This window comes from Salmonella sp. SG203 (assembly GCF_013350575.1).
Lineage (GTDB): Bacteria > Pseudomonadota > Gammaproteobacteria > Enterobacterales > Enterobacteriaceae > Salmonella > Salmonella enterica.
In genome coordinates this window covers 1-20382 of record NZ_SNMT01000042.1, presented here as the reverse complement: position 1 = coordinate 20382, position 20382 = coordinate 1, and the positions used below count along the sequence as shown (strand labels likewise).

Annotated in this window: 11 protein-coding genes and 3 pseudogenes; 5 read left to right on the top strand and 9 right to left on the bottom strand. The window is 50.0% G+C overall.

Annotated features, from left to right (window positions below):
* On the top strand, nt 1-203 hold a 203-nt coding region (locus HV477_RS28300), incomplete at its 5' end, for a hypothetical protein (RefSeq protein ID WP_217487896.1).
* On the opposite strand, the pseudogene HV477_RS26850 reads toward HV477_RS28300, so the two are convergent.
* Nucleotides 132-583, bottom strand: a pseudogene (locus tag HV477_RS26850) (helix-turn-helix domain-containing protein); the annotation flags it as partial. The gene HV477_RS28300 and the pseudogene HV477_RS26850 sit on opposite strands and share 72 nt — an antisense overlap.
* 744 nt (nt 584-1327) lie before the next feature.
* Here HV477_RS26850 and HV477_RS26845 point away from each other — a divergent pair.
* Nucleotides 1328-1846, top strand: a complete 519-nt coding sequence (locus HV477_RS26845) for a hypothetical protein (protein WP_175065640.1) — start codon at nt 1328-1330, stop codon at nt 1844-1846.
* Between the two features lie 48 nt (nt 1847-1894).
* Here HV477_RS26845 and HV477_RS26840 read toward each other — a convergent pair whose 3' ends face one another.
* Nucleotides 1895-3241: an ISNCY family transposase gene (locus HV477_RS26840; RefSeq protein WP_175065639.1), complete on the bottom strand. Its 1347-nt coding sequence runs from the start codon at nt 3239-3241 to the stop codon at nt 1895-1897.
* Between the two features lie 382 nt (nt 3242-3623).
* Here HV477_RS26840 and HV477_RS26835 point away from each other — a divergent pair.
* Nucleotides 3624-3749 (top strand): annotated as a pseudogene (locus HV477_RS26835) (type II toxin-antitoxin system prevent-host-death family antitoxin); the annotation flags it as partial.
* A 284-nt stretch (nt 3750-4033) separates the two neighbouring features.
* Here HV477_RS26835 and HV477_RS26830 read toward each other — a convergent pair.
* Both HV477_RS26830 and HV477_RS26825 read right to left on the bottom strand, forming a co-directional pair.
* The gene (locus HV477_RS26830; protein ID WP_175065638.1) at nt 4034-4279 is read right to left on the bottom strand and encodes a hypothetical protein; all 246 of its coding nucleotides are present in this window, start codon (nt 4277-4279) and stop codon (nt 4034-4036) included.
* Between the two features lie 25 nt (nt 4280-4304).
* The gene (locus tag HV477_RS26825) at nt 4305-4787 is read right to left on the bottom strand and encodes a hypothetical protein (protein WP_175065637.1); all 483 of its coding nucleotides are present in this window, start codon (nt 4785-4787) and stop codon (nt 4305-4307) included.
* A 668-nt stretch (nt 4788-5455) separates the two neighbouring features.
* Between HV477_RS26825 and HV477_RS26820 the strand changes: the two genes are divergently transcribed.
* Both HV477_RS26820 and HV477_RS26815 read left to right on the top strand, forming a co-directional pair.
* On the top strand, nt 5456-10300 hold the full coding sequence (locus HV477_RS26820) for an autotransporter outer membrane beta-barrel domain-containing protein (RefSeq protein ID WP_175065636.1): 4845 nt from the start codon (nt 5456-5458) through the stop codon (nt 10298-10300).
* 418 nt (nt 10301-10718) lie between these two features.
* Nucleotides 10719-11468: a hypothetical protein gene (locus HV477_RS26815; protein WP_175065635.1), complete on the top strand. Its 750-nt coding sequence runs from the start codon at nt 10719-10721 to the stop codon at nt 11466-11468.
* A 512-nt stretch (nt 11469-11980) separates the two neighbouring features.
* Here the strand turns inward: HV477_RS26815 and HV477_RS26810 are convergent.
* From HV477_RS26810 to HV477_RS26790, 5 genes and pseudogenes are all read right to left on the bottom strand, one after another.
* A complete protein-coding gene (locus tag HV477_RS26810; RefSeq protein WP_254621732.1) occupies nt 11981-15004 on the bottom strand; it encodes an autotransporter serine protease in 3024 nt (1007 codons plus the stop codon).
* 450 nt (nt 15005-15454) lie between these two features.
* Nucleotides 15455-18787 (bottom strand): S8 family serine peptidase, encoded by a 3333-nt coding sequence (locus tag HV477_RS26805; protein WP_175065633.1) that lies wholly within the window; start codon nt 18785-18787, stop codon nt 15455-15457.
* 542 nt (nt 18788-19329) lie between these two features.
* Nucleotides 19330-19458: pseudogene (locus tag HV477_RS26800) on the bottom strand (IS256 family transposase); the annotation flags it as partial.
* Between the two features lie 235 nt (nt 19459-19693).
* Complete coding sequence (locus HV477_RS26795) at nt 19694-19903, bottom strand: hypothetical protein (RefSeq protein WP_175065632.1); 210 nt, start codon at nt 19901-19903, stop codon at nt 19694-19696.
* 86 nt (nt 19904-19989) lie between these two features.
* Nucleotides 19990-20202, bottom strand: a complete 213-nt coding sequence (locus HV477_RS26790) for a hypothetical protein (RefSeq protein ID WP_175065631.1) — start codon at nt 20200-20202, stop codon at nt 19990-19992.
* Nucleotides 20203-20382: the final 180 nt, after the last annotated feature.

The window sequence follows — 20382 nt, the reverse complement described above, 5'->3', positions numbered from 1 at the left end:
TTATGGTTATTGCTGCTGTTTACTTTGCCTGTTCCCTTATTGTGTTTCTCAGTCTCCCGACGAATACGTTATGGCAGGACATCCATAATGTAATGTCTGGCAGGGCAAACCTCATTGATTTGCCGGCATCAGCCATCAATCTGGATGAGTTCTCCGGTGCAGGCCCGACGCGGTCGTGGCTGATGTACACGCGGCGGCCGTAACTTACGGGGCCCCATAAACCAGCCTGTATCATCAGCTTGCGTACTGTCTCTTTGGCCAGATACAGCCCATGAACCTCGGCGAGCTTCTCACAGGCTAAAGTCGGGCCAAAATCAGCGTAGCGCTCTCGGATAATACGTAGTGCTCGTTCAGCGAGGCCCGGCATGAGTTGCCGGTTGCCTGGCTGGCCACGACGACGGTTAACAAGTGAAAGCGGTCCGTGTTCGCGGTAACGCTCAAGCAACCGTCGGCAGTGTCTGTCAGATATCTCAAGCCGGGTTGCTGCAAGACGTGTGGTAAGACGCCGGTCAATAACGTCCTGAAGGATCCTGAGTCGGTTCACATCGTTCATTGAGAAAAACTCCGCTCCGTATGCCGTCATGAATCTCATCCTTTGAAAGCAGTGATCGCTGTGGTGAGACTGTAGCGCGGACATGTCTATTTGGTCAAGAGACGGACATCTCAATTTAGCTACTACAGCACTTGTTATTGCAAGCTTAAAATGTCACCTGATTCTCCCAGTTTGAAATGTCACTCAACTCTCCAGAAGACACTCAATAAATCCCCATAATTCCCTAATAATTACACCCTGAGGTTGACATTATATTTAGCTGTAACAATACACACTGTTTTAACATACAGCCTCTGTAAGTTTGTTTAAACGCGATTTGTAGGGGGGGAGGATTACCTAATAGGTAACCATGGTTACATCCATAATCGTTAAATGGCGCGCCTGGCGCTTGATTTGGATGGTATGCGGGGAGGAATACAAAGAAAACTATGACTGGAAATGAATTATTCGATAGAATAGGGGTTCTGATGATCGTGAGGTCAAAGGAAAACGGGGCAGCTATCAGATCTTGGCCTAGGAAACTAAGGATTCTGATAGCTGCCAGGACTCAGTATTAAAAATACTGAATACAGCTTGATCTATAAACGCCATTACTGCGGTTATGTCAAGTTGCGCGGCATTATGTAGTAAATCCTACTTATCCGCCAGGTATTTTTGATTCACAGATGAAGATGATATCATCTGATATTGAGTCCTAAATCATTAGCGAAAATTTGTAGGGAACAGTTTCTAAATACACTGTAACCCTTGCAAAAAATGATATAGGTCCTTGATATGAATAAGGTTAGTGATATTTATACCCCTGAAGTATCGCGCCACAAACTGTCAGTGCGCTTTAGTGATAACCTTCCAATAATTGAAATTATTCGTCATATGAATAACTCAAGCCTTTGCGTATTCGCTGCATTATGTGATGGCCATACAGTGACCACCACAGGCTATGAAATCCCAGCTGATTTTTGGGTCAATCGGGCATCTGCAGTTGCATGCTCCTTAAAGCAGCTGAATTTACCTATCGAAACTCAAACTATCCAAACCAAAGCGGATGTTGGTGGTACCACTAAGCAATCTGTTTTTTACATTTCTGATATCTCAATTCAGAGGCTGGAAACAGAACCTGAAAAAATTATGAGTGAATGTGAAAAACTCCAGAGAATTCAGAAAAAATCCTGTGCTCAGAAAGATATGGCAAGGCTTTATAAAAGTTTTGGAGAAGAAGGTGTTCTTGAGCTTCTGAGAAACGCTTGTAGTGCTAATGATGCGCCGCCTTCCGGTGAACAAAAAGCGGGATAATTAAATGGAAAAGCTCTTCTCCCTTTAAGCATCCAATAGAATAGGGGGCTAGCGTTTAAGGCTAGCCCTGAATTCTTTCGGGTTAGCCAGCACGGGATTAATGGCTCTCAATTGCTCCTGAACCCTGGCCTGTGCGCGTCGTTTAGGCATCTTTTTGCTCCGGTCACGCTTACCATCGCGTTCGAGTTCATCCATTTTGCTTTGCGCCAGCTTCAGAACAGCCCCAAGACGTTTGTTATCAACGATTTGTCCCTGGTCGACACATTCCAGTTTGTCGAACACCTGATATTTGAGTGAACGGTAACCGTATTTGAATGCCAGCGTGCCGTCCGGATAGTCGTAGGTTGTTATTTTTTCGCCAGCAATGCGAGTATTTTCTTCAGTAGGTTCAACCAGATATATCATTTTGTCATAGCGGAATGTCAGCGTTTTAGACAGCTTACGCTGTTCCTGCCAGGCAAAAATATCATCGAGCTCTTCGTTGCTTTCAGCCACGGGTCGGTGCAGATCTTTGGGGTATTTTGCTGGTCTTGCGAAGCGACGATTGAAGTCAGTGATGAAGGTATCCAGCCAGGCGTTGGCTGCTTCGATACTGCTGATTCCCTCGAGACGCATCTCCTTGATAAGCCGGTCCTGAAGTGTCTGATTTGCTCGCTCCACACGACCTTTAGCCTGCGGACTGTTGGCACAAATAAGCTCGATTCCCAATTCCGAAAGTACGCGACCAAACTGAGTGACGCCGGTTGTAGTGGAACCGCCATTATTGACCCTGAAAATACCATGCTTGTCACTGTAGAACGCCAAGGGTTTGCCGTGTTGCTCAAGATACTCGCGGGTAGCCATCATGTAATCAAAGGCTGATTCAGTCTCGCCGAAGCGGAGGTGCATCAGACGGCCAGTAGCATCATCAATAAAGACAAGCAGGCAGCATTTTGGTGCGCGTCCTTCAAACCAGTCATGCGGGGAACCATCGATCTGAACAAGTTCTCCGAGGCAGTCACGTCGGTATCTGGGTTGATGAACGCGGGGTCTTTGACGTGAATATGGAATCCAGAGTCCATTAACCGTCATCCATTTTCTGAGCGTTTCAACAGACACCGTGATGTTGTGACGTTCGCGTAATTTTTCTGCGGCAAGCGTTGGTCCAAAGTCGCTGTAGTGATCGTGAAGTAAAGAAAGTACACGCAGCTTCAGTGACTCAGGGAGTCTGTGATTACCAGGGCGTCCACGGCGAAGGTTTGCCAGGCCAGCAGCACCTGATTCACGAAAGCGGTTCATCAGACGCTGCGTCTGACGTTCGGTCAGAGCAAGTTGGTGCGCAGCATCTCGACGGCGCATACGCTTTTCGACAACTGACTGAATGACGTTGATCCGGCTGAGTTCTTTATCTGACATGGTCACAAGCATCCTGATGTCTCCATAGCCTGAGGATTGGATCCTTTATGCCAGAAAAAGTGACATCACTAAATGGGTTAAAAGTGACATTAGAATATTGCAGTTACAGCACTGGTGCGCATAATCTATCTTATGTTAAATATCAATATTCTATATGATTATTTTATCATGAATTGATATATTTGTCGTGTTATGACAGCAAAATGAGGGATGTCACCCACTAACGGTATAAGGACAAAGTGTATGAATAGAACAGCTCATGAAATGTAGACCCACTGGCTTAAGCAACATACTGGATCTTGTTAGCTTTGCTTGATACTGGTAGTCGTTTGCTATCATAGCCATAATGGACATTTGAGCTATTTTAGACGGAAGGTGATTTATGGAAGTAATTCCCGCTCAACTCGCTAAAAATCAGTTTGGTGATCTGCTTATGAAAGTCCAGCGTGAGCCGGTAGAGATAAGTAAGCATGGTAAGCGTGTGGCTGTAGTTATTTCTCCTGAAGAATCTTGATCGGCACCCATCCCCCGGACGTGATCGTAGTGAGGATCTTCATGTTGGTGTGCGGAGTTCCCGTTGAGAGCCATATTACCTACTACCGCGAAGTTCCGGCTGGTATTGAGGTGCTGGGGGTATTACACCAGACACAAGTTCCACAGAACTACCTGTAATTAAAGGGTCTGTCGCTTTTGTTCATTTTTGCCAGCCCCTTTTAAAAATCATTTCTTTATTTTACCTGACTCTTCAGGTTCTTTTTTCCCGGCCAGCAACGCTGCCAGTTTTTCGTTATACTATTTCAGCGCCTTAAGCTCACCAGCCATGGCCGCTTTCGCCTCCCTCGTCTCTTTCAGTACCTTATCCAGTGCTGTTTGTCGTGGTTTTAGTTCTGCACTGGCGCATTTCCCGGCCTCGTCGAGCCGTTTTTGCAGCGCTGTTTCGTTCCGGGCTTGTTGTTCCATGATATCCCGCAACTCGCCCTCATGCGGATTCGGGTTTACCGTCATTCTGACAAGTGGTGTTAATGCTAATGTATGCATACATTAGCATTAACACTGAGGGTAATTAGCCCTCTACCTCCCTGGATGCCCGGATTTCCGTCTGATACAGCTGCTTTACCCGCTCAATCTCGGCCAGCGTTGCTGACCAGTGCAGACCGGCATCACGTCGGTATCTGGCGGCCATTTTTGCTACGGCCTCCGGGCTGCTGTCGTCGCTGCGGTGTAGCCGCCCTTTCTCCCCGAAAATTTCCACAATCAGCCACTGGCTCCCCGTTCTGCCGAACAAGGCATTACATAGCCGCTTCACGGCCAGCGGGTTTAAGTCCGGGTCGGGGTCGTGTGCGACAGTCGCGAAAATGAAGCGCAGCATTTCTGAGGTCTTGTAGCGCTTTACCGCCGCCGTCAGGCGTGCGGCACGATGCGGTGCTTTCCAACGGTCGTCACTGTACCCGGTCACTTCTGCCAGATAATCCCTTTCGAGGTTTTCAATTGTGTAGCATCTGCCGCCAAGAAACATACGCATGGCTTCTTTCGTTTCATCCCGCATAAGTAAAATTCCTGTTAATGCATAATGTATGCATACATTAGTATTAACTAACCAGACCAGCAATCACTCTCCCGGCGTTCGGCAAAACGCCAGGTTTAACGAATACAGCGCTCTGCCCTGTTTCTTTCAGCCGACTGAAGAAAATTTTAATTAGCTGTCGCCACTGTTCCGTCATGTGCCAGTACTGCAATGACGTAACCAGGATGGCTCAGGAGCCGATTAACCAGGGAGGATGTTCCTGCCTGACGCCTTTCCGGGCTCTGGTTAAATAATGCGCTTAACGTACAAAAATTTCCGATATTCAAACTGTAACACTTATTATATCGATCGATACGATCGATATAATTTGTTTTACAGTTTATAGCTGCAAACATTCATATTGTTCCGAAATCAGATGGCTTTTTTCATACTCAGGCTTAAATGTTTGTAATGTTCCATTCGTTGCATTCATTTATGGCCAATTTTCTCTTTGCTGTTAATTCATGCAGTGCAGCAAAGGAAGGGGGAATGCTGTCTGTTTTTTTTGAAAAGTGATTTATAGTGCGTGAAATTAAACTGGCGCTGACTGATGGCGGCATGTCTGTTTTTTGGGCACGCCTTAATTCAGCCTGTTCGTTTATTTTCCGTGCAGGTCCTTTTTTGTCAACAACAAGAGGTTTAATAATCAGATGGCAGTGGAAAATAAATTTAAGCTTAATGTTATTGCCGCATCAGTACTGATGGGGTTGAGCCTGTCTGCAGTGGCAGCTGTTGAGGCACCAAAAACACCCGCAACAGAAACCACACCGACCAAACCTGAAGTGAAAACGCTTGCCGGGCTGACTCCCCCTGAGTCGGCTGCTAAAGTTAGTGTTACTGTGAAAGATTTTAATGGGGGCGCAGCAACCACATTAGAAAAAATCCTCGATGATAAGACGGAAGGTTCTGTTGCTAACTTGAGGAAATCATATACGGATGCAAAGGGAGTATACGATAAACTGAGTTCTGCGCAGCAAAAAATCATCACCGGTTTAAATAATGCTGCTTCAAATAAAAATAAAGCAACGCAGGTGTGGAATGATTTCGGTAATAAACTCAGTGCCGCTGATTCAGTTTATACTGAAAATCTGAACAGCCTGTACGGCGAAGGAAAAAATGCTTTTAAAGTTGTGACAGGCGGAAATATTAATACTGATGCCTCGAAGGTCGATAATTCAACATTCGGTCATTTCCTGGCAGCTCATGATGAACTTAAAAATAAAATAAAAACCCTGAATAATGACATTGTTACATTGCTGACGAATGGGGGTCATGATGGAGCCAGTAAGATTAACCTGACCAACGAAGCTAAAATCGTGGCTTATTCAGACTACCTCTCGAAGTATGCTGCGGTAAAAACAGCTGAACTAAAGGCAGACTCGGTAAGAAATGTTGTCTTTGAACATATTGCTGACGTCCTTTCTGCCGCTGATGCCGATGCGAATGCTCATGCAACCGCAAATCCGACGAAAGAGAATCTGAGTGCTTTCAAGGATAAATTCGACGCATGGAATAAGAACAAAACAGCCGAAAATGAAAAGACGGTTGCTGATGCCTTCAGTACACTGGTTACGTCAGTCTCTGGGCTACCCGGTAATCCAGTGTCTGATGTCACATGGGAGAACCTTGCCTCGGCATGGAGTTCCGCTGCTGATGAACTGAAAACGGCAAAATCCGGGCTGGAGACGGCCGGCACGAAAGACGGCCTGAATGGCGCTATTACCACCTTTAATGGTGCCCATGCTAATTTATTGGATGGTCAAACACTGAAAGATTCGGATGTACCAGCGGACTTTAATGATGCTCTGGCAAAACTGGATGCTGCATACAAGGCCATGCTTAATGACAGTGCATTTGCACCGGATATAACCGGGCGTGGAAGTCTGGCCGAACCCATTGCGAATGCTCAGGGTGCAACATCCACTCTGGATGGATTAAAAACTGAATACCTGGCTAAGGTAAGTAGTGTTAATGAAGCCGGTGCTGCCCGTCTGAATCTGTTGCTGAATGAACTACCCGACCAGCAACAGGCCCTTTACAAGGCCCAGGATGACTATCTGAAGGCAGTGAATAACCTCACAGCCGACAACGATGATGCAAAAGCAGCTAAAAATGCCTACATAAAGCTTTATGGGACGGATGGACAGTCGGGGGCGCTGGGGAGCTTACTTACCTCACTGAAAAATACTTCAGAAGGTTATGATAAGGCGCTTACTGAAGCAGAATCGACTTATAAGAACATTGCTGGCAATAAGGACAAAACCCAGGCTGAGAAAAACACGGCGCTTTACAAGCTGATTGGTACACAGAAAGCGCTGGCTTCGGAAAAACTGGCGGTGGACACTGAGCGTCTTGCCCTTCTGCAAAAGGGAGCGCCGGCTGATATTTCCTCGATTGTTGGTAATAAATTTAAAAGTCTGGAAACGCTGAAAGCTGACCTGGCGGATGCAGCAGCGAAGAAAGCTCAGGCAAAAGCGGACTACACTGGCGCGGTAAAAGATTATCTTGATGCTGAGAAGGCATATCAGACATCACAATCCGAAGCCGATGCGGCAAAACTTGCTACGGCGCAGGCTCACCTTATGACGGTTGTCGGGATTAAGAGTCCTGCTGACATCAGTAATTTGTATGTTGATCCCCATAATACGGAAAAAGGCTTTAAGCAGTTTGATAAGCTGGCGACGGTGACGGCTGATAACAGTGACGTTATCAGTAAGTATGACTCTGCACTGGGCGCGCTGAACGGGGTCGGCAATGATATCCAGCAGGCCCGCAAGGCTGTTGTTGACAGCATGAACAGACTGGCCAACCTGATGCCGCTTTCCATTCCTGAAGAGCAGAATACGCTCCGTACGGCGTACATCGCCGCCCTTAAAGAAGTGGGCGTTGCGACCACGACGGCTGAGGCGCAACGTAAGGCTCCGGGTGCCGGGAAAGTCACGCATATTCTGGGCAGTCTGAATAACACGGAAATTGCACAGTACAACCCCGTTTCCGGTAACTATAAGTCCGTTATCGTCGATGTTGACAGTGCCGGCAATATTACTGGCGTTAAGGATAAATTCACCGCGAACGACCTGTATACCGGTACTCAGGACACACCGTTCACCACCACAGTGCTTGATATCCGCGCCCTGGAGCTGGGTAACGGAAAACTGGCAGACACCAACACTATCACGGTGGGTGAAGCCGGAAGCAAAGCCACTCCGGTTGATGTATGGGCGAAAACTGCCGGTACAGCTCCGGCAGTAAAATTGTCCGGTGACCTGAGAACGGCCACCGCTCAGTTGGATGAAAACGGCAAACCGATGGACGGTCAGGTTGTCCGTGGTGCTGACCAGATTCATCTGCAGAACGTCAATATCCACAACAGCTTCACGCTCGCTGATAAAGTGCAGATGCTGAAGGACGATATGGAGGCGCTGAATAAAGAGGCCGCTGATAAAATTGCGCTGGGGCAGCCTGCTACCGGTGTCAATGACTGGCTGAAAAACCAGAGTGGTTTACTGAACAGTAAATACGACAAACTTAACCTGACCGGACTGCAGATTGCCACTACAACCGTCAATCCTGAGTTTGATGTTGATAATGGTGTCTGGACAACGGCTGCGAAAACTGTAATTCCGACAGACCCCAACATTCTGCTGGATAACCTGAACATCACCCTGCAGAACGACAGTGTCGGTGGTACATCGACGGCAATTTCCCTGTCCAAAACCGGGAACCACATTCTGGCTAACGGTGGTGTGTTTGATGCCGGTAAGGCCGGTAATCTGGCAGAGGCAAATGTGCTTGATATCACCGGTGCTGATAACCTCGTTGAGTTCAGAGGCTCCACGCTGAAGGGTGATATTCGCTCTGATGCGACAGGTAACACCGTTAACCTGACAAATGGCAGCCTTCTTGCCGGCAATGCCATTGCGGTTACAGGTAACCTCCACCTTAATCTGGACAACAGTACCTGGAATGGTGGGGTAGGTCCGAACAGCCCGGATGTCAGCCTGAGCAACAACTCTGTCTGGAATGTAAAAGGTTATCATGCGTCGGTCAATGCCCTCTCACTTTCAGGTAGCAACAGTATTAACCTGATTAACTCCGATGGACTGGCGCAACTGGGTGGACATGGTTTTACTGGCAAAAAGTCTGCAGTCATTCTGAGTGTTGACACCGACCTGACCAGCGATGATAAGGGTGTGACTTCCGTTCTGGCCGGGACTTACTCTCCGGACAGTCTTCACAGTCTGACCGGTACCGGCCTTGCAGACAATTATCAGTTCGGCACCCTGCATGTGAATGGTCTGGCGACCGGCGGTAAGTATGCCCTGTCCGTGGAAAGCGCCGGTGCTGAGCCATATACCATTGGTGGCCGTCTGGCTGATGGTGCAGATGGCACCAGTGCTCATGCGTTTGTGTCATACAAAACGTCTGAAAGCCGTGTTGTGACGGGTCAGGATGGGAAGCCTGTTTCTCAGAATGTTACGTCTGATGCTGACTTCACCAGCCTGAGCGCACCGGCTGAACTCGGTGTGTACCAGTATGCTGCTGAGAAGGTGATGGACGGGGTGAATAACCGGACAAACATCTACTACCGCAGCACCGGTCAGCTGTCCAACAGTGCCGCCACCGTTGTTTCTCTGGCAGCCGCGCCGGTTGATGTGGCTAACCTGGAGTCAGATACCCTGGCGAAACACATGAACAGCGTGCGTCATGGTAAGGATTCCGGCGTGTGGGTGTCGTACTTTGGCGGGGAGAACCGTAACAGCACGGCATCAGGTCCGGAATACAAACTGAAGACTAATGGTGTCATGCTGGGTGCCGACACCCTGACAGAAAACAACTGGCTGGCGGGTGTGGCGGTTTCTTCCGCGCGTTCAGATATGAGCGTAATGAACAGCAGCGGTGACCTGAACAGCTATGGTGCCCAGTTCTACATGTCCCGTCGTTATGACAGCGGCGTGTTTGTGGATAGCGCACTGCAGTTTAACCACTTCAGCAATACTGCGAAGGCCCGCATGATTAACGGTCAGCAGGCGAAAGCAGACTTCAGCGGTAACAGCTACGGCCTTGAAGCTAAGGTGGGTTACGCCTGGAACAGCGAAGGTTTCTTTGCTGAGCCGTATGTCCGTGCAGCGGCGCGTGCCTTTGACGGTGAGCATTATGCCCTGTCCAACGGTATGACCGTGAACAGCAACGACTATAAGTCCATGCTGGGTGAAGTGGGTGCCGACCTGGGTTACCAGTATGCCATCAGTGGCGGTTATGTGAAGCCATACCTGCACCTTGCTGCGCTTAACGAGTTCGCGGACGGCAACTCCGTACGCGTGAACAATGTGACGCTGGATGACAGTGTGAAGGGAGCGGCCTTCCAGGCTGGTCTGGGAGCTGAAGTGAAAGTGACGGATAACCTGGGTGGATATGCAGCCTTTGATTACACGAAGGGTGATAACACCGAGCGTCCGTGGCAGGCAACGGTGGGTGTGAACTACACCTGGTAATGCCGGTACACTGATGCGTTGTTGTACTGAGTGTTAATCCAGGGGGCCGGTTCCCGGCTCCCTGTTAACAGCCCGAAAATAAAACGGGCTCAGTGAAAACAGTGAAAAAATTAAAATTAAGCGGTGTTTAATTACACCTTACCGTTGATTCATTTTTGCAGGGGAAGATGTCATCCCGTTGCTGGACAGCAGGGATTTATTCTGCCGTGCAAAAATCAATCATGAGTTAATGTTATTACGGTGCTGAATAGCATCTTATGGAATATATCTGCTGCCAGAAAATATCATGAGAAAGGAATTAATGGTGCGGAAAATGTTCCTGTTTCATTCAGTGTCGTACGGGGTTATTCACTGACAGGCAAGGGATAATATCATGCGGAAAATTTATATTTATGGTGAAAACAGGGAGGTTATTACCGTGATGCGTGAAGGTATAAAAGACCTCCTCTGTGATTCACAGTATGACGCCGGGAATGCTGAACCGGCTTTTGGTTATGCCGGTGTTATCCGGAGTGCGGAAGAACTTCTGGAAAAGGTACAAAAATCTCTCCTCCCTCCGGTGGTATTGCTTAATCTTCAGCCCGGCAGAAATATTCTGCTGTTACAGGCCCTGAGAGAAATCCGGGAGGGGGTGGGAATTGCCGTGTTCAGCCCCGAAATAACCTATCCGGACAGAGTGGTGGCCAGATGGTTTAACTGCACGCTGAATCAGGACACCGATGTGGCTGAGGGGGATACGGGAAAGTATCTGATTCGTGCGATAAAGAAAGGCCTCCTGAAGTACCACAGGCAGACCGGATGTACCCGTGCTGAATCGCTGATACCGGAACTTGACCGGCGTATGACGGAGACGGTGAGGATGCTGGATTACATACTGCATATATCGTTGCTGTCTGAGTCGCTGACGAAAAAAGAGAGGACGATGCTGTCGTATATCCGGGAAGGGCGCTCTGTTGAACAGACTGCAGCCCTGACGAAAGCGGGCAGGAATGCTGTGGGAGGGTGGTACAGAAATCTCTGTGAGCGGCTGACCCTTCAGTGTGACAGAACGCTCCTGGCGGAGAATTTCATGCTGTTACCGGAAAAGCAAAATAATCCGTTCAGGACACGGGCCAACAGTATATTGCGAAGAGCAGCCACTCAGCAGAGAGAAGGTGTACCTGAATGAAACAGAAGAACAGGTCCGTCAGTGGACCGGCGCCCCGGATAAGATACACCACGGGAGCAAAGCTGTTTATTGGCGGGCTTTATTTCGGGATAGTTTTTCTTGTGGTTCTGCTTATTTACATGATGAAGAACCCATACTAACAGAATACAGGGACAGGTATTATTCAGGCCAGGAGAACCACCGTCCATTAATAATTATAAACCACTGCAACTTTTTGCCGCAACGCTGCCTCGTTAGCGGCTTTTTTTTAATAAAGTGTCCTTAACATCGTGAAGATTGTTTTTTCATGCAGGGTCTTTTTCAGAAAGAGATGTGCGTCAAAAAAACATCCCGGACGAGGTGCGTAATGGATTTACAGAAAGTCAGGCATACATGATTAAAGGGCATGTGCTCTTTAGTTTTTTTAGCGGCCAAAAATAAGGAGTGAAATTATTATGACCGGTGGGTGGAAAATCCGTAAATAAAAACGGAACTGATGCCAGCTCCGTTGTCCCTGTTATGGCCGCCGGACGTCAGAAACGCCAGGTGAATCCGGCGTTGACGCTGTTGTCCTGATGGTTCTGTGACAGCTGACCGCTATAGCCCAGAGACAGCGTGGTGTTTTCGTTCGCCACCACTTCCGTTTCCGCCTTCAGCACCATGCCTTCACGCGATACCGGTACACTGTTCACCACGAACGGCGCGTTGTCGCCGTAGAGCCGCAACCCGGTTCCCTGCTCCAGTCCACCGTACTGATGCTGCCAGCCCAGCTCGCTGCGCATTACCACCGTCGTACCCGGGGTCACCTGCCAGACTGTGCCAGCACGCAGCCCCAGCGTCGACACCGTCGCGTCGGTGTGCTGTCTGTCGCCGCGCAATGCCGCCGCGCCTCCCTGTTCACTGATGCCGTTGTTCCCGAAGTTCACATACGCCAGGTTAACGAACGGCTCCAGGTTCAGCCACTCGCCCTGCACGCTGTAACCCGCTTCCGCGAACAACTGCCCGGTGCGGGCACTGTACCTTGCCGTGTCACGGTCTGACTGCACCCCGTAGTTCACCAGGCGCCTGGTATCAATACGGTGCCAGGTATAGCCCGCGCCGCCGCGCAGCGACAACGCACCGAACTGGCTGTCACCGTACGCCGCCAGGTGGTAGTTGTCGCTGTCCGCTTTCGAGCTGTAGCCCCCGTAAAGCGAGGTGCGCGTATAACCGGTCGCCACCCCCAGCCGCCAGCCGGCCACCGGCGCCGCGTCCAGCCCCACCAGTACCCCGTAGGTTGAGGCCTGATAGCCCGTCGCATTGACGTCGCCTGTCGCGTGGTCCCACATCCCCAGCAACTGCGCCCAGGCGCCGTCTTCGTCCGCCCTGATGACCGACGGACTGGGCAGTCCTTCAGCCTGACGCAAACGCCCGTTCAGCGCCTCACGCAGGTAGCGGCTGTCGTTCACCAGCGCCGGGGCGATGTCCGCGTGGATTTGTCCCGACAACTGACGAAACGCCTGCCGCGCCTTGCCCGCCGTATCGCTGTTGAGAATGCTCTCGTACACCGGGTTGCCAGCCGCCAGCCTGTCCGCCGCCGCTGCCACCGCACGCTCGTTCGGCGTCTGCGCCACACTGGCGAAGCTTCTGCCGTTGCGGCCGATGCTCAGCGTCACCCTGTCAGGCTGGTAGCTCAACCCGGTAGCAAGGAACAGGTAGTTTGGCACCACCGCGTCAAACTGCCCTCTCACCCCCTGCTGTGCGCCCAGAATGCTGTACTGCTGGCCCAGCTGGCTGCGTACTTCACTTTCCGTCAGCAGGTTACTGCTGTCTTCCAGTGTCACCGCCACCTCGCCGCCGCCGATCATCGCCAGGCCGCTGCTCTGGAGGCGATTGCTCTGGCCGTCCTGTCCCACTTCCACCTCGTAGCGCGAACCCGGCTCGAAGATGACGTTACCGGCCACGTTCAGAGAATCTGTCGGGGTGCCCGGTGCCACTGTGCCACCGTGGTGAGCGGTCAGTGAACCAACTATGCCGCTGCCACCGACGATGCCGCTGCTTTGCACGCTGACGGCTGAGGTCACCGAGCCGTTGATCGTCAGCCGACCCTGACTGACCAGCGTCGGGCCGGAATAGGTGTTGTTACCGGTCAGCACCAGAGTACCGATACCCTGTTTGGTCAGGCCGCCGTGGCCGGAGATGTCGTTAGTCCAGAAGTCTAGGCCGCAAAGCGCATCGCTACAGATGCGCTCAGTCGGCTTGCCTTTATCCAGTACCGCACCAACACCTGGCAGATCCACCACTAACTGTGTCGGGCCATAAGCCACGCCCGTCGGATCCGGGATGCGGAACTCATCGGGAATATCCCCGACGGTAACCAACATGCCCGGGCCGTTGATGGCCTTACCCAGGTTAATCATCCCCCAGCCATAGATCGCATCAATGCCCGGCGCCCCCATATCGGTGGCGGTGGTTTTCAACACATCCGCCACCTGTGCACCATTCAGATACGGGAAGCGTTCCATCAGTACCGCAACGCTGCCGGCCACGTGCGGTGCCGCCATTGAGGTTCCGCTGTGTATGGCATAACCGGTGGTCAGGTTATCCAGGCTGGTGCCTTCAATTACCGAGCTGTACACACGGGTGCCCGGTGCCGAGACGCAGAAACTGGCGGTATAACCACAACGGGAAGAGAAGGTGCTGATGCTGTAACCATCGGTACTGGTCGGTTCCTGGAGGCCGGCGACCGTCAACCAGTCCGGTGCGATATCCGGCACGAAATAGGCCAGCCCTGCAATAGCGTCCGGGTTATTCAGGTTACCGTTGTTACCGGTGCCAAAAATGGTAACCACACCGCTGTGCGCGGCGTCGATCGCACCCTGATAGGCTCCGCCAGGTTTAGTCCCCAGGATCACTTTGATCTGATCAAACTGCTTTTGCGCATCATCCACCGTGAAGTGAGGATAAGCTGGATCATAACCGCCCTGATAAAATTTCTCAGTAATACCGATACCCCAGCTGTTGTTGATGATACGCGCACCGCTGGTCACCAGCACATCCCAGCCAGCCTGGTAAACAGCACCATCGTTACCGAGGATGATGCCGTCCTCCGGGCCGGGGTCGCCGTTTTCCGCGCTGATGATCTGTGCGTTGAACGCCACACCGTGCATGGCACCACCGTCCCGGCTGCCGGCTGCAATGCCGCCCACATGGGTGCCGTGTGAACCGAGCGTACCGTCAGAAACCACGCCCGGCGTGCCGTCATAGTGGAAAGCATCGCCTTTTTTCACCGGGATATAGGGATCGGTGTATTCGCGGATGCCTTCAGTAACCAGATTGATCACTTTATCCTGACCGACAAATTCGGGGTGTCTGGCGTAAACCGGCTGATCGAGAATGCCGAGTCTGATGCCTTTTCCTGTATAACCGGCGGCATACGCCTGGTCCGCGTGGATCGCCCCCAGCCCCCAGTCTGCGTTGAACTCACTGCTACGCCAGCTGGCCGGATCGCCCACTCTACCGTTCTCTATATAGGGGGCGGCCTGCGTTCCGCCAGTCGCTATCAGGCATATCAACATCGCGCTCCACTGCACGCGATGAACTCCGTTTTCTGACCAGCCGAAGGCCACCCGTGCAGATTTGACTCCTTTAAAGTTCTTCTTCATCCCGGATACCGTCCATTGTTGTTGCAAATCTTTTATAAAATTTTGTGGCATGAATACGGAGCTGTGTCCGAAACCATGCTGATACGTTTTTGCAAAAGACAAAGTCGTGAGCTGATAAGCATGCCAAATCATGAACGACTCCGGCACTGGTCACATCGATAAGCGCATGCTGGCGATAGCGGTGCAATGGAGACAGTTTATTTTTCAAAAACTTTTGGCATAATGAACTAGCAGGTATAGAGGAGAGCCCATTGAATTTTTGGAAAAATCAGTAGTTCACATAACTCCATACCTGTCTCATTTTTCTGGGGATACTTCAGGGAGTGGCCATAGATTCCTGACCATCAGGTCGGAGAGACTCTCTCAGAATATCCATTCCACACCGAGGTTTCCATAAACTGATGTTCCGTTCCGGCGATAAATCTCCCCTCCAGTGTTGAGAGAGACAGAAACGTTTTTATCGGTTCTGAAAACAATCCCTGTCCCGACACTAACGCTGTCCCTGTCCGGCATTTTCACAGTACTGGAAAAGTTATCATCATCCGCGGCAGCAAACGACGCATGCATCACGCCGGCATTTTCACGCAGTTCATGGTTCCATGCCGTATATGCCTGCACACGCCAGTTAACATGTTCACTCAGATACTGTTCACTGGTTTGCAGATGCACGCCGAGGACGGAACGCAGAGAATGGAAAATTTCACTATCCAGATGAAGGCGGCTTCCTTCACCTTCCTGTTCTGTGAAAGAAGGGCGGGATGAAAAGGCATAGTCCAGAGCGGAAAACGGCCCTGCACTGAACGCGTCCTGCTGAAACTCATACCCCACTCCGATGCGAGCACTTCCCGAATAGCCGGTCCAGGCACTCTTGTTTTCCGCAGAATAATCACTGAAAGAAACACGCCGCGTCATGTCCTGGTTTTCAATCCCCATCCGGCCCGTTCCGAACAGATTCCAGCCTCCCCAGTCCGACGGCGAGAAGTCCCCCTGAACACCAAGATAAAATCCATTATTGCGTAAGGCCCCATTCTCGTCACCGTTTGCGGACTGATTATTCATCACCATATGACCACCAAAGGTCAGCCCATCAGACCGGCTCTGCTCTGCGCCCACAATCAGCCCTGCATTTGTCGCATGATAACCACGAGTTCCACCAGGCATGTTCATGTCAGATGTCACGGCATAGGGCTGTACAAAGACATGCCATTCACTGTCTTTTTGTTCACTGCGTGCAAACAATCCAGAAAGAAGCGTATCGGACAGCATCCGTTGCATATCAAAAGCGGCCAGCGCTGCGTTACCGTACGCGTCTGGTGATAACTGTATCAGTGCCTTGCGGACAGTACTGCCCTCTGCATCTGAGAAATCCAGCGCACTGTAAAGTTCGTACATGTCGGCCTGTACATTTGCCGCAGAGGACAATGCCCTGCCCACCCGTGACGCATTATCGCCTGACGCATACTGGCTGTATGCCTCCTGGCTTCGTGACGTATTGACCGTGAACCGATCCTGATCCTGTACAATATTCATCGTAAGCGTGGGTGAGAAGCGACTCAGTTCCGTAACAACCGGTAATGAAGAGAAGGAACCAGCAGAAATCAGGTCATTAAAAGAAAAAATAACAGGATTATTGTAATAGCCTCGTACAGGAGATAACGCAAGCGTCCCGTCAATTTTAGCGTCACCGTTAACAATAAGCCTGTCAGTATGACCTGCTGAATCAAAATCCATCAGCAGCGTACTCGGTGAATACTGTACATAGCTGCCAACAGTCAGTACCCCAATGCCGTTCCCGGGAGTAACTTTGCCCCAGTTAGACACGCTCTGGTGTATGGTTCCGTTACCCTGTAATTGCCCTTCCGGCAGAACGTACACGTTACTGTTCAGTAACTGCCCACCTGAATGATCTTCTTTTTGAGAAATGGACAGTGTGCCGCCTTCAATCACGGTCGATCCCTGATAACTGTTGGTCCCTGTCAGGTATAGTGTGCCTTCATTTTTTTTCAGAAGACCTGCGGTGGTCTGTTTTTGCATTATTTCAAGAAAATCAGGATATTTTTCCAGAAACTCGGGCAAAATATTGGTATGACGTTCTGTATGCCAGAGTTCCTGAGATATATCATTGTGCCATCCAGAAACATAGCCCCGGGTGTCGACAGGATAAAGCAGCTCTTTTTTACCCGTGTATATGCTGATATATTCGTCAGATAAGTCATCCGGGGTCATACGGTTCGCATTGAGCTGCGATGGACCATCAACCGCTTTCCCTGCATTCACGATACCCTGCCCGAAAATCTGGTCAAAAGGAACGCTCCAGACAGAACCGTAAAGGATGGAATAGGGTGTACCATCAGAAAACGTTATTCTGTAAGGGTCATCTTTAGTGGCGAAAAATGCAGCGATGAATTCATCATCATTTTTAATTAAATAATAGCTATTAATCATTTCTGCATTTTCTCTGAAATATTTACGGAGATAGTTTTCAAGACGTTCCCTTTCCGGAGTACCTGGTAATGGAATGCTCTTTTCCTCCTGCCCCCGTTCCTGGTACTTATCCGCATTGTCGACTATCTGGAGGCGGATCACTGTATCAGTGACTGGCTTACCTGCCACAGGCTCCACTCTATCCTCCGAAAAAGAAATAATTTGCCCGGGGGCAATGAAGTCACGGTCTGCGGTTGAGAGTACAGTATCAGCCAGTTGCCTTGCACTCATCCATGGAAACGCCTGCTGCACGAGTCCCAGCGCTCCGGACACATAGGGTGTTGCCATTGACGTTCCCGTATATTCAATGTACCCGCCCGTTGCATCAACAGAGTTAATCCACGTTCCGGGTGCCGCAAGGGTAAACTCTTCGGCTCCCATTGCCAGTTCAGAATAAACGGGAACAGCAGAATCAGACAGACGTTTAGTTTTTCCGTCATTTTCTACGGAAATCCGCCCGTCAGTTGAGTCAAGTGCCATGACGCTGAGCCAGCTATTCAGCTCAGGTAAAAAAGCAGGGAATGCTGCCGGTAAGGAAGGCCCCCGATGACCGTTATTCCCGGCGGCAAAAACCATCAGTTTATCGTTCTCCACCAGATTGTAGAGAAACGAGTCCGCTTCATACTCTGAGATGAGCTCCCTCACTTCATTCCTTATCTCTTCACGTTCACCCTCATTCCTTGCTGAATAAAGCTGGTCCAGATAAAACAGGGTGTTTCCCCAACTGTTGTTGATAATTTTGATGTCAGGACGAGTCAGTGCCGATTTGATTAACATTCCCATATGATCTTCATGAACACCATCCAGAAGTGCCCCCATGGAGAGCAGATTCGCATCGAAAGCCACACCATGCATATTCCCCGGGACATCTTCTCCATCTCTGTTCGCGGCCATAATCCCCGCGACATGGCTACCATGAGCATTCATATGCCAGTCATAAATATAACCATCATCTGTAACCCATATTATTTTTTTTCCTTTAAATTCAGGATGTTTCCAGTTCACGCCAGTGTCAAGCACTCCAAGAGTAATGTCTTTTCCTGTATACCCTTTTGAATAGGCCTCAGCCGCATTTATCACCCAGAGTCCAGTGCTGTTCAGATATTCCTGCGTCACAAAATCTTCTGGTGTACTCGCCCGGGTCTGATGTGTGAAAAAGATAAAGGCAAAAGGAATTACTTTAATAATGCTGAATAATTTATCATTATCCATTTTAATGAACCTGGTCATTAGTCGTAAGCGAGCACCGTATTCAATTCGTTGCTTGTGATACAGCTTTGCTGGAAGAATTTTCGTTTTCAGGGAAAAGGTAAACATTGGCAGTTCTTTATATTAATTTTTCGTGACAAGAAAATAATGTTTGCAAATATAAAAATGCAACCGGATTATACCGGTTACCAGTCAGACAGAATGTCTGACAAAGGGGACATGAAGGCGTAATGACGCGCTTTTTGACGTCCTTAACTGTGGTGCAGCCGGCCCGGGAGATAAACATACAGAAAACTATGATTTGTTCCATACGGGAACCCCCTGCCGGAAAAAGACCTTCATTACAGCCCGTCGTCTGCTCCGGGTCAGTAAGGCTTTCAGTCTGGCTGGCGTTATACTTTCCGATGAGCAGGCTGGCAGAAAAACAGATGCACTCAACCAGAAAAATCTGGTAACCAGAAACAATCAGGCTGGAAAAAACCCCGGTCGAGTCCGTCAGGGTGGTGTAAATTCCGTTACAGCCTTCCTGTCCGGTAATGGACCTGTTATGCGCTGAGTGGCAGCGCTTCGGTTACTTCAGTTTCAGTCGCCTGGTGTGTCTCCGCCATAGTGTGTTGTGGCAGATAACGGTTCTGAAGCAGCCACTCCTCGTTCTGTTCCGTCAGTACGGCTCCCGGGACCGGGTTGTATCAGGGGAGGACTGAATGTCATGCTGTTGTCAGCTATCGGTTTGTTCCTTTTAAGATAATTGTCTTCACAACCATTACCTTACCGGATAAGCCGATGGCTCTCACCATCCTTTCGAATTTACACCACGTCCTGAGACTCTACCTGACCTGAGCCCGTAAGCTCCATGTCCAGCCGCAGGTCAGGCGCGCGCAGGGAGCGCCGCCAGTCCGGGCTTTAAGGTCAAACAAATTTTTTCAGGATATTAACGGCCCGCTCCATCCCCTGCTGCCGGTCACTGGTATAGGTAAAATTCCCGCGCATTCCCTTTTCGATAACATCAATCAGTGACTGAACCGAAAGTTCACGTTTTTGGGCAAGAATCTCCAGCACAGCGCCGCCAATTTCATTACAGATAGCTCTGGCTTCAGTAAATTCGTTTTTCTGCGACATGGTTTTCTCCATTTATATGAACAGAAGTGATGATATCAGATGGTGTTCCCGTTTCCGGGGAGGCCCTATAAAGTTGTCAGGCATGATTATGACGCCGCAGGGGGATAAAGAGTACCGTCACGCATCATGGCGAACAGGACGTCACAGCGCCGTCTCGCCAGGGCGATAAGCGCCTGGTTGTGTGGTAGAGTCCCGGGACGCGGGATAGTGAGAGCTATCGGCTTATCCGGTGACCGGTCACGCCAGACCAGAATACGCAGCAGGCAGTTATCGCACGCAGATATCTGGTTATTACTCAAACCGTAATTTTCTGCGAATGCTCCTGCTGATCCATGGCGTTTTCTCTTTTAAGTGAGTTCGATCACATCAATTTAAAATAATATATCGGAAAGTAATGATTCTCATTATTTTCTGGCCTTTCTGTGAGTCTGCTTGCCAGTTTCCACACGCCCACCCGGATGTAGTCTGAAATAAAATAA

Bases quoted from the DNA above. Each gene is read 5' to 3' on its own strand.
- HV477_RS26825 (WP_175065637.1), bottom strand. From the start codon at position 4,787: ATGCGGGATGAAACGAAAGAAGCCATGCGTATGTTTCTTGGCGGCAGA.
- HV477_RS26845 (WP_175065640.1), top strand. From the start codon at position 1,328: ATGAATAAGGTTAGTGATATTTATACCCCTGAAGTATCGCGCCACAAA.
- HV477_RS26805 (WP_175065633.1), bottom strand. From the start codon at position 18,787: ATGGATAATGATAAATTATTCAGCATTATTAAAGTAATTCCTTTTGCC.
- HV477_RS26810 (WP_254621732.1), bottom strand. From the start codon at position 15,004: ATGTTGATATGCCTGATAGCGACTGGCGGAACGCAGGCCGCCCCCTAT.
- HV477_RS26830 (WP_175065638.1), bottom strand. From the start codon at position 4,279: ATGCATACATTAGCATTAACACCACTTGTCAGAATGACGGTAAACCCG.
- HV477_RS26795 (WP_175065632.1), bottom strand. From the start codon at position 19,903: ATGTCGCAGAAAAACGAATTTACTGAAGCCAGAGCTATCTGTAATGAA.
- HV477_RS26840 (WP_175065639.1), bottom strand. From the start codon at position 3,241: ATGTCAGATAAAGAACTCAGCCGGATCAACGTCATTCAGTCAGTTGTC.
- HV477_RS26820 (WP_175065636.1), top strand. From the start codon at position 5,456: ATGGCAGTGGAAAATAAATTTAAGCTTAATGTTATTGCCGCATCAGTA.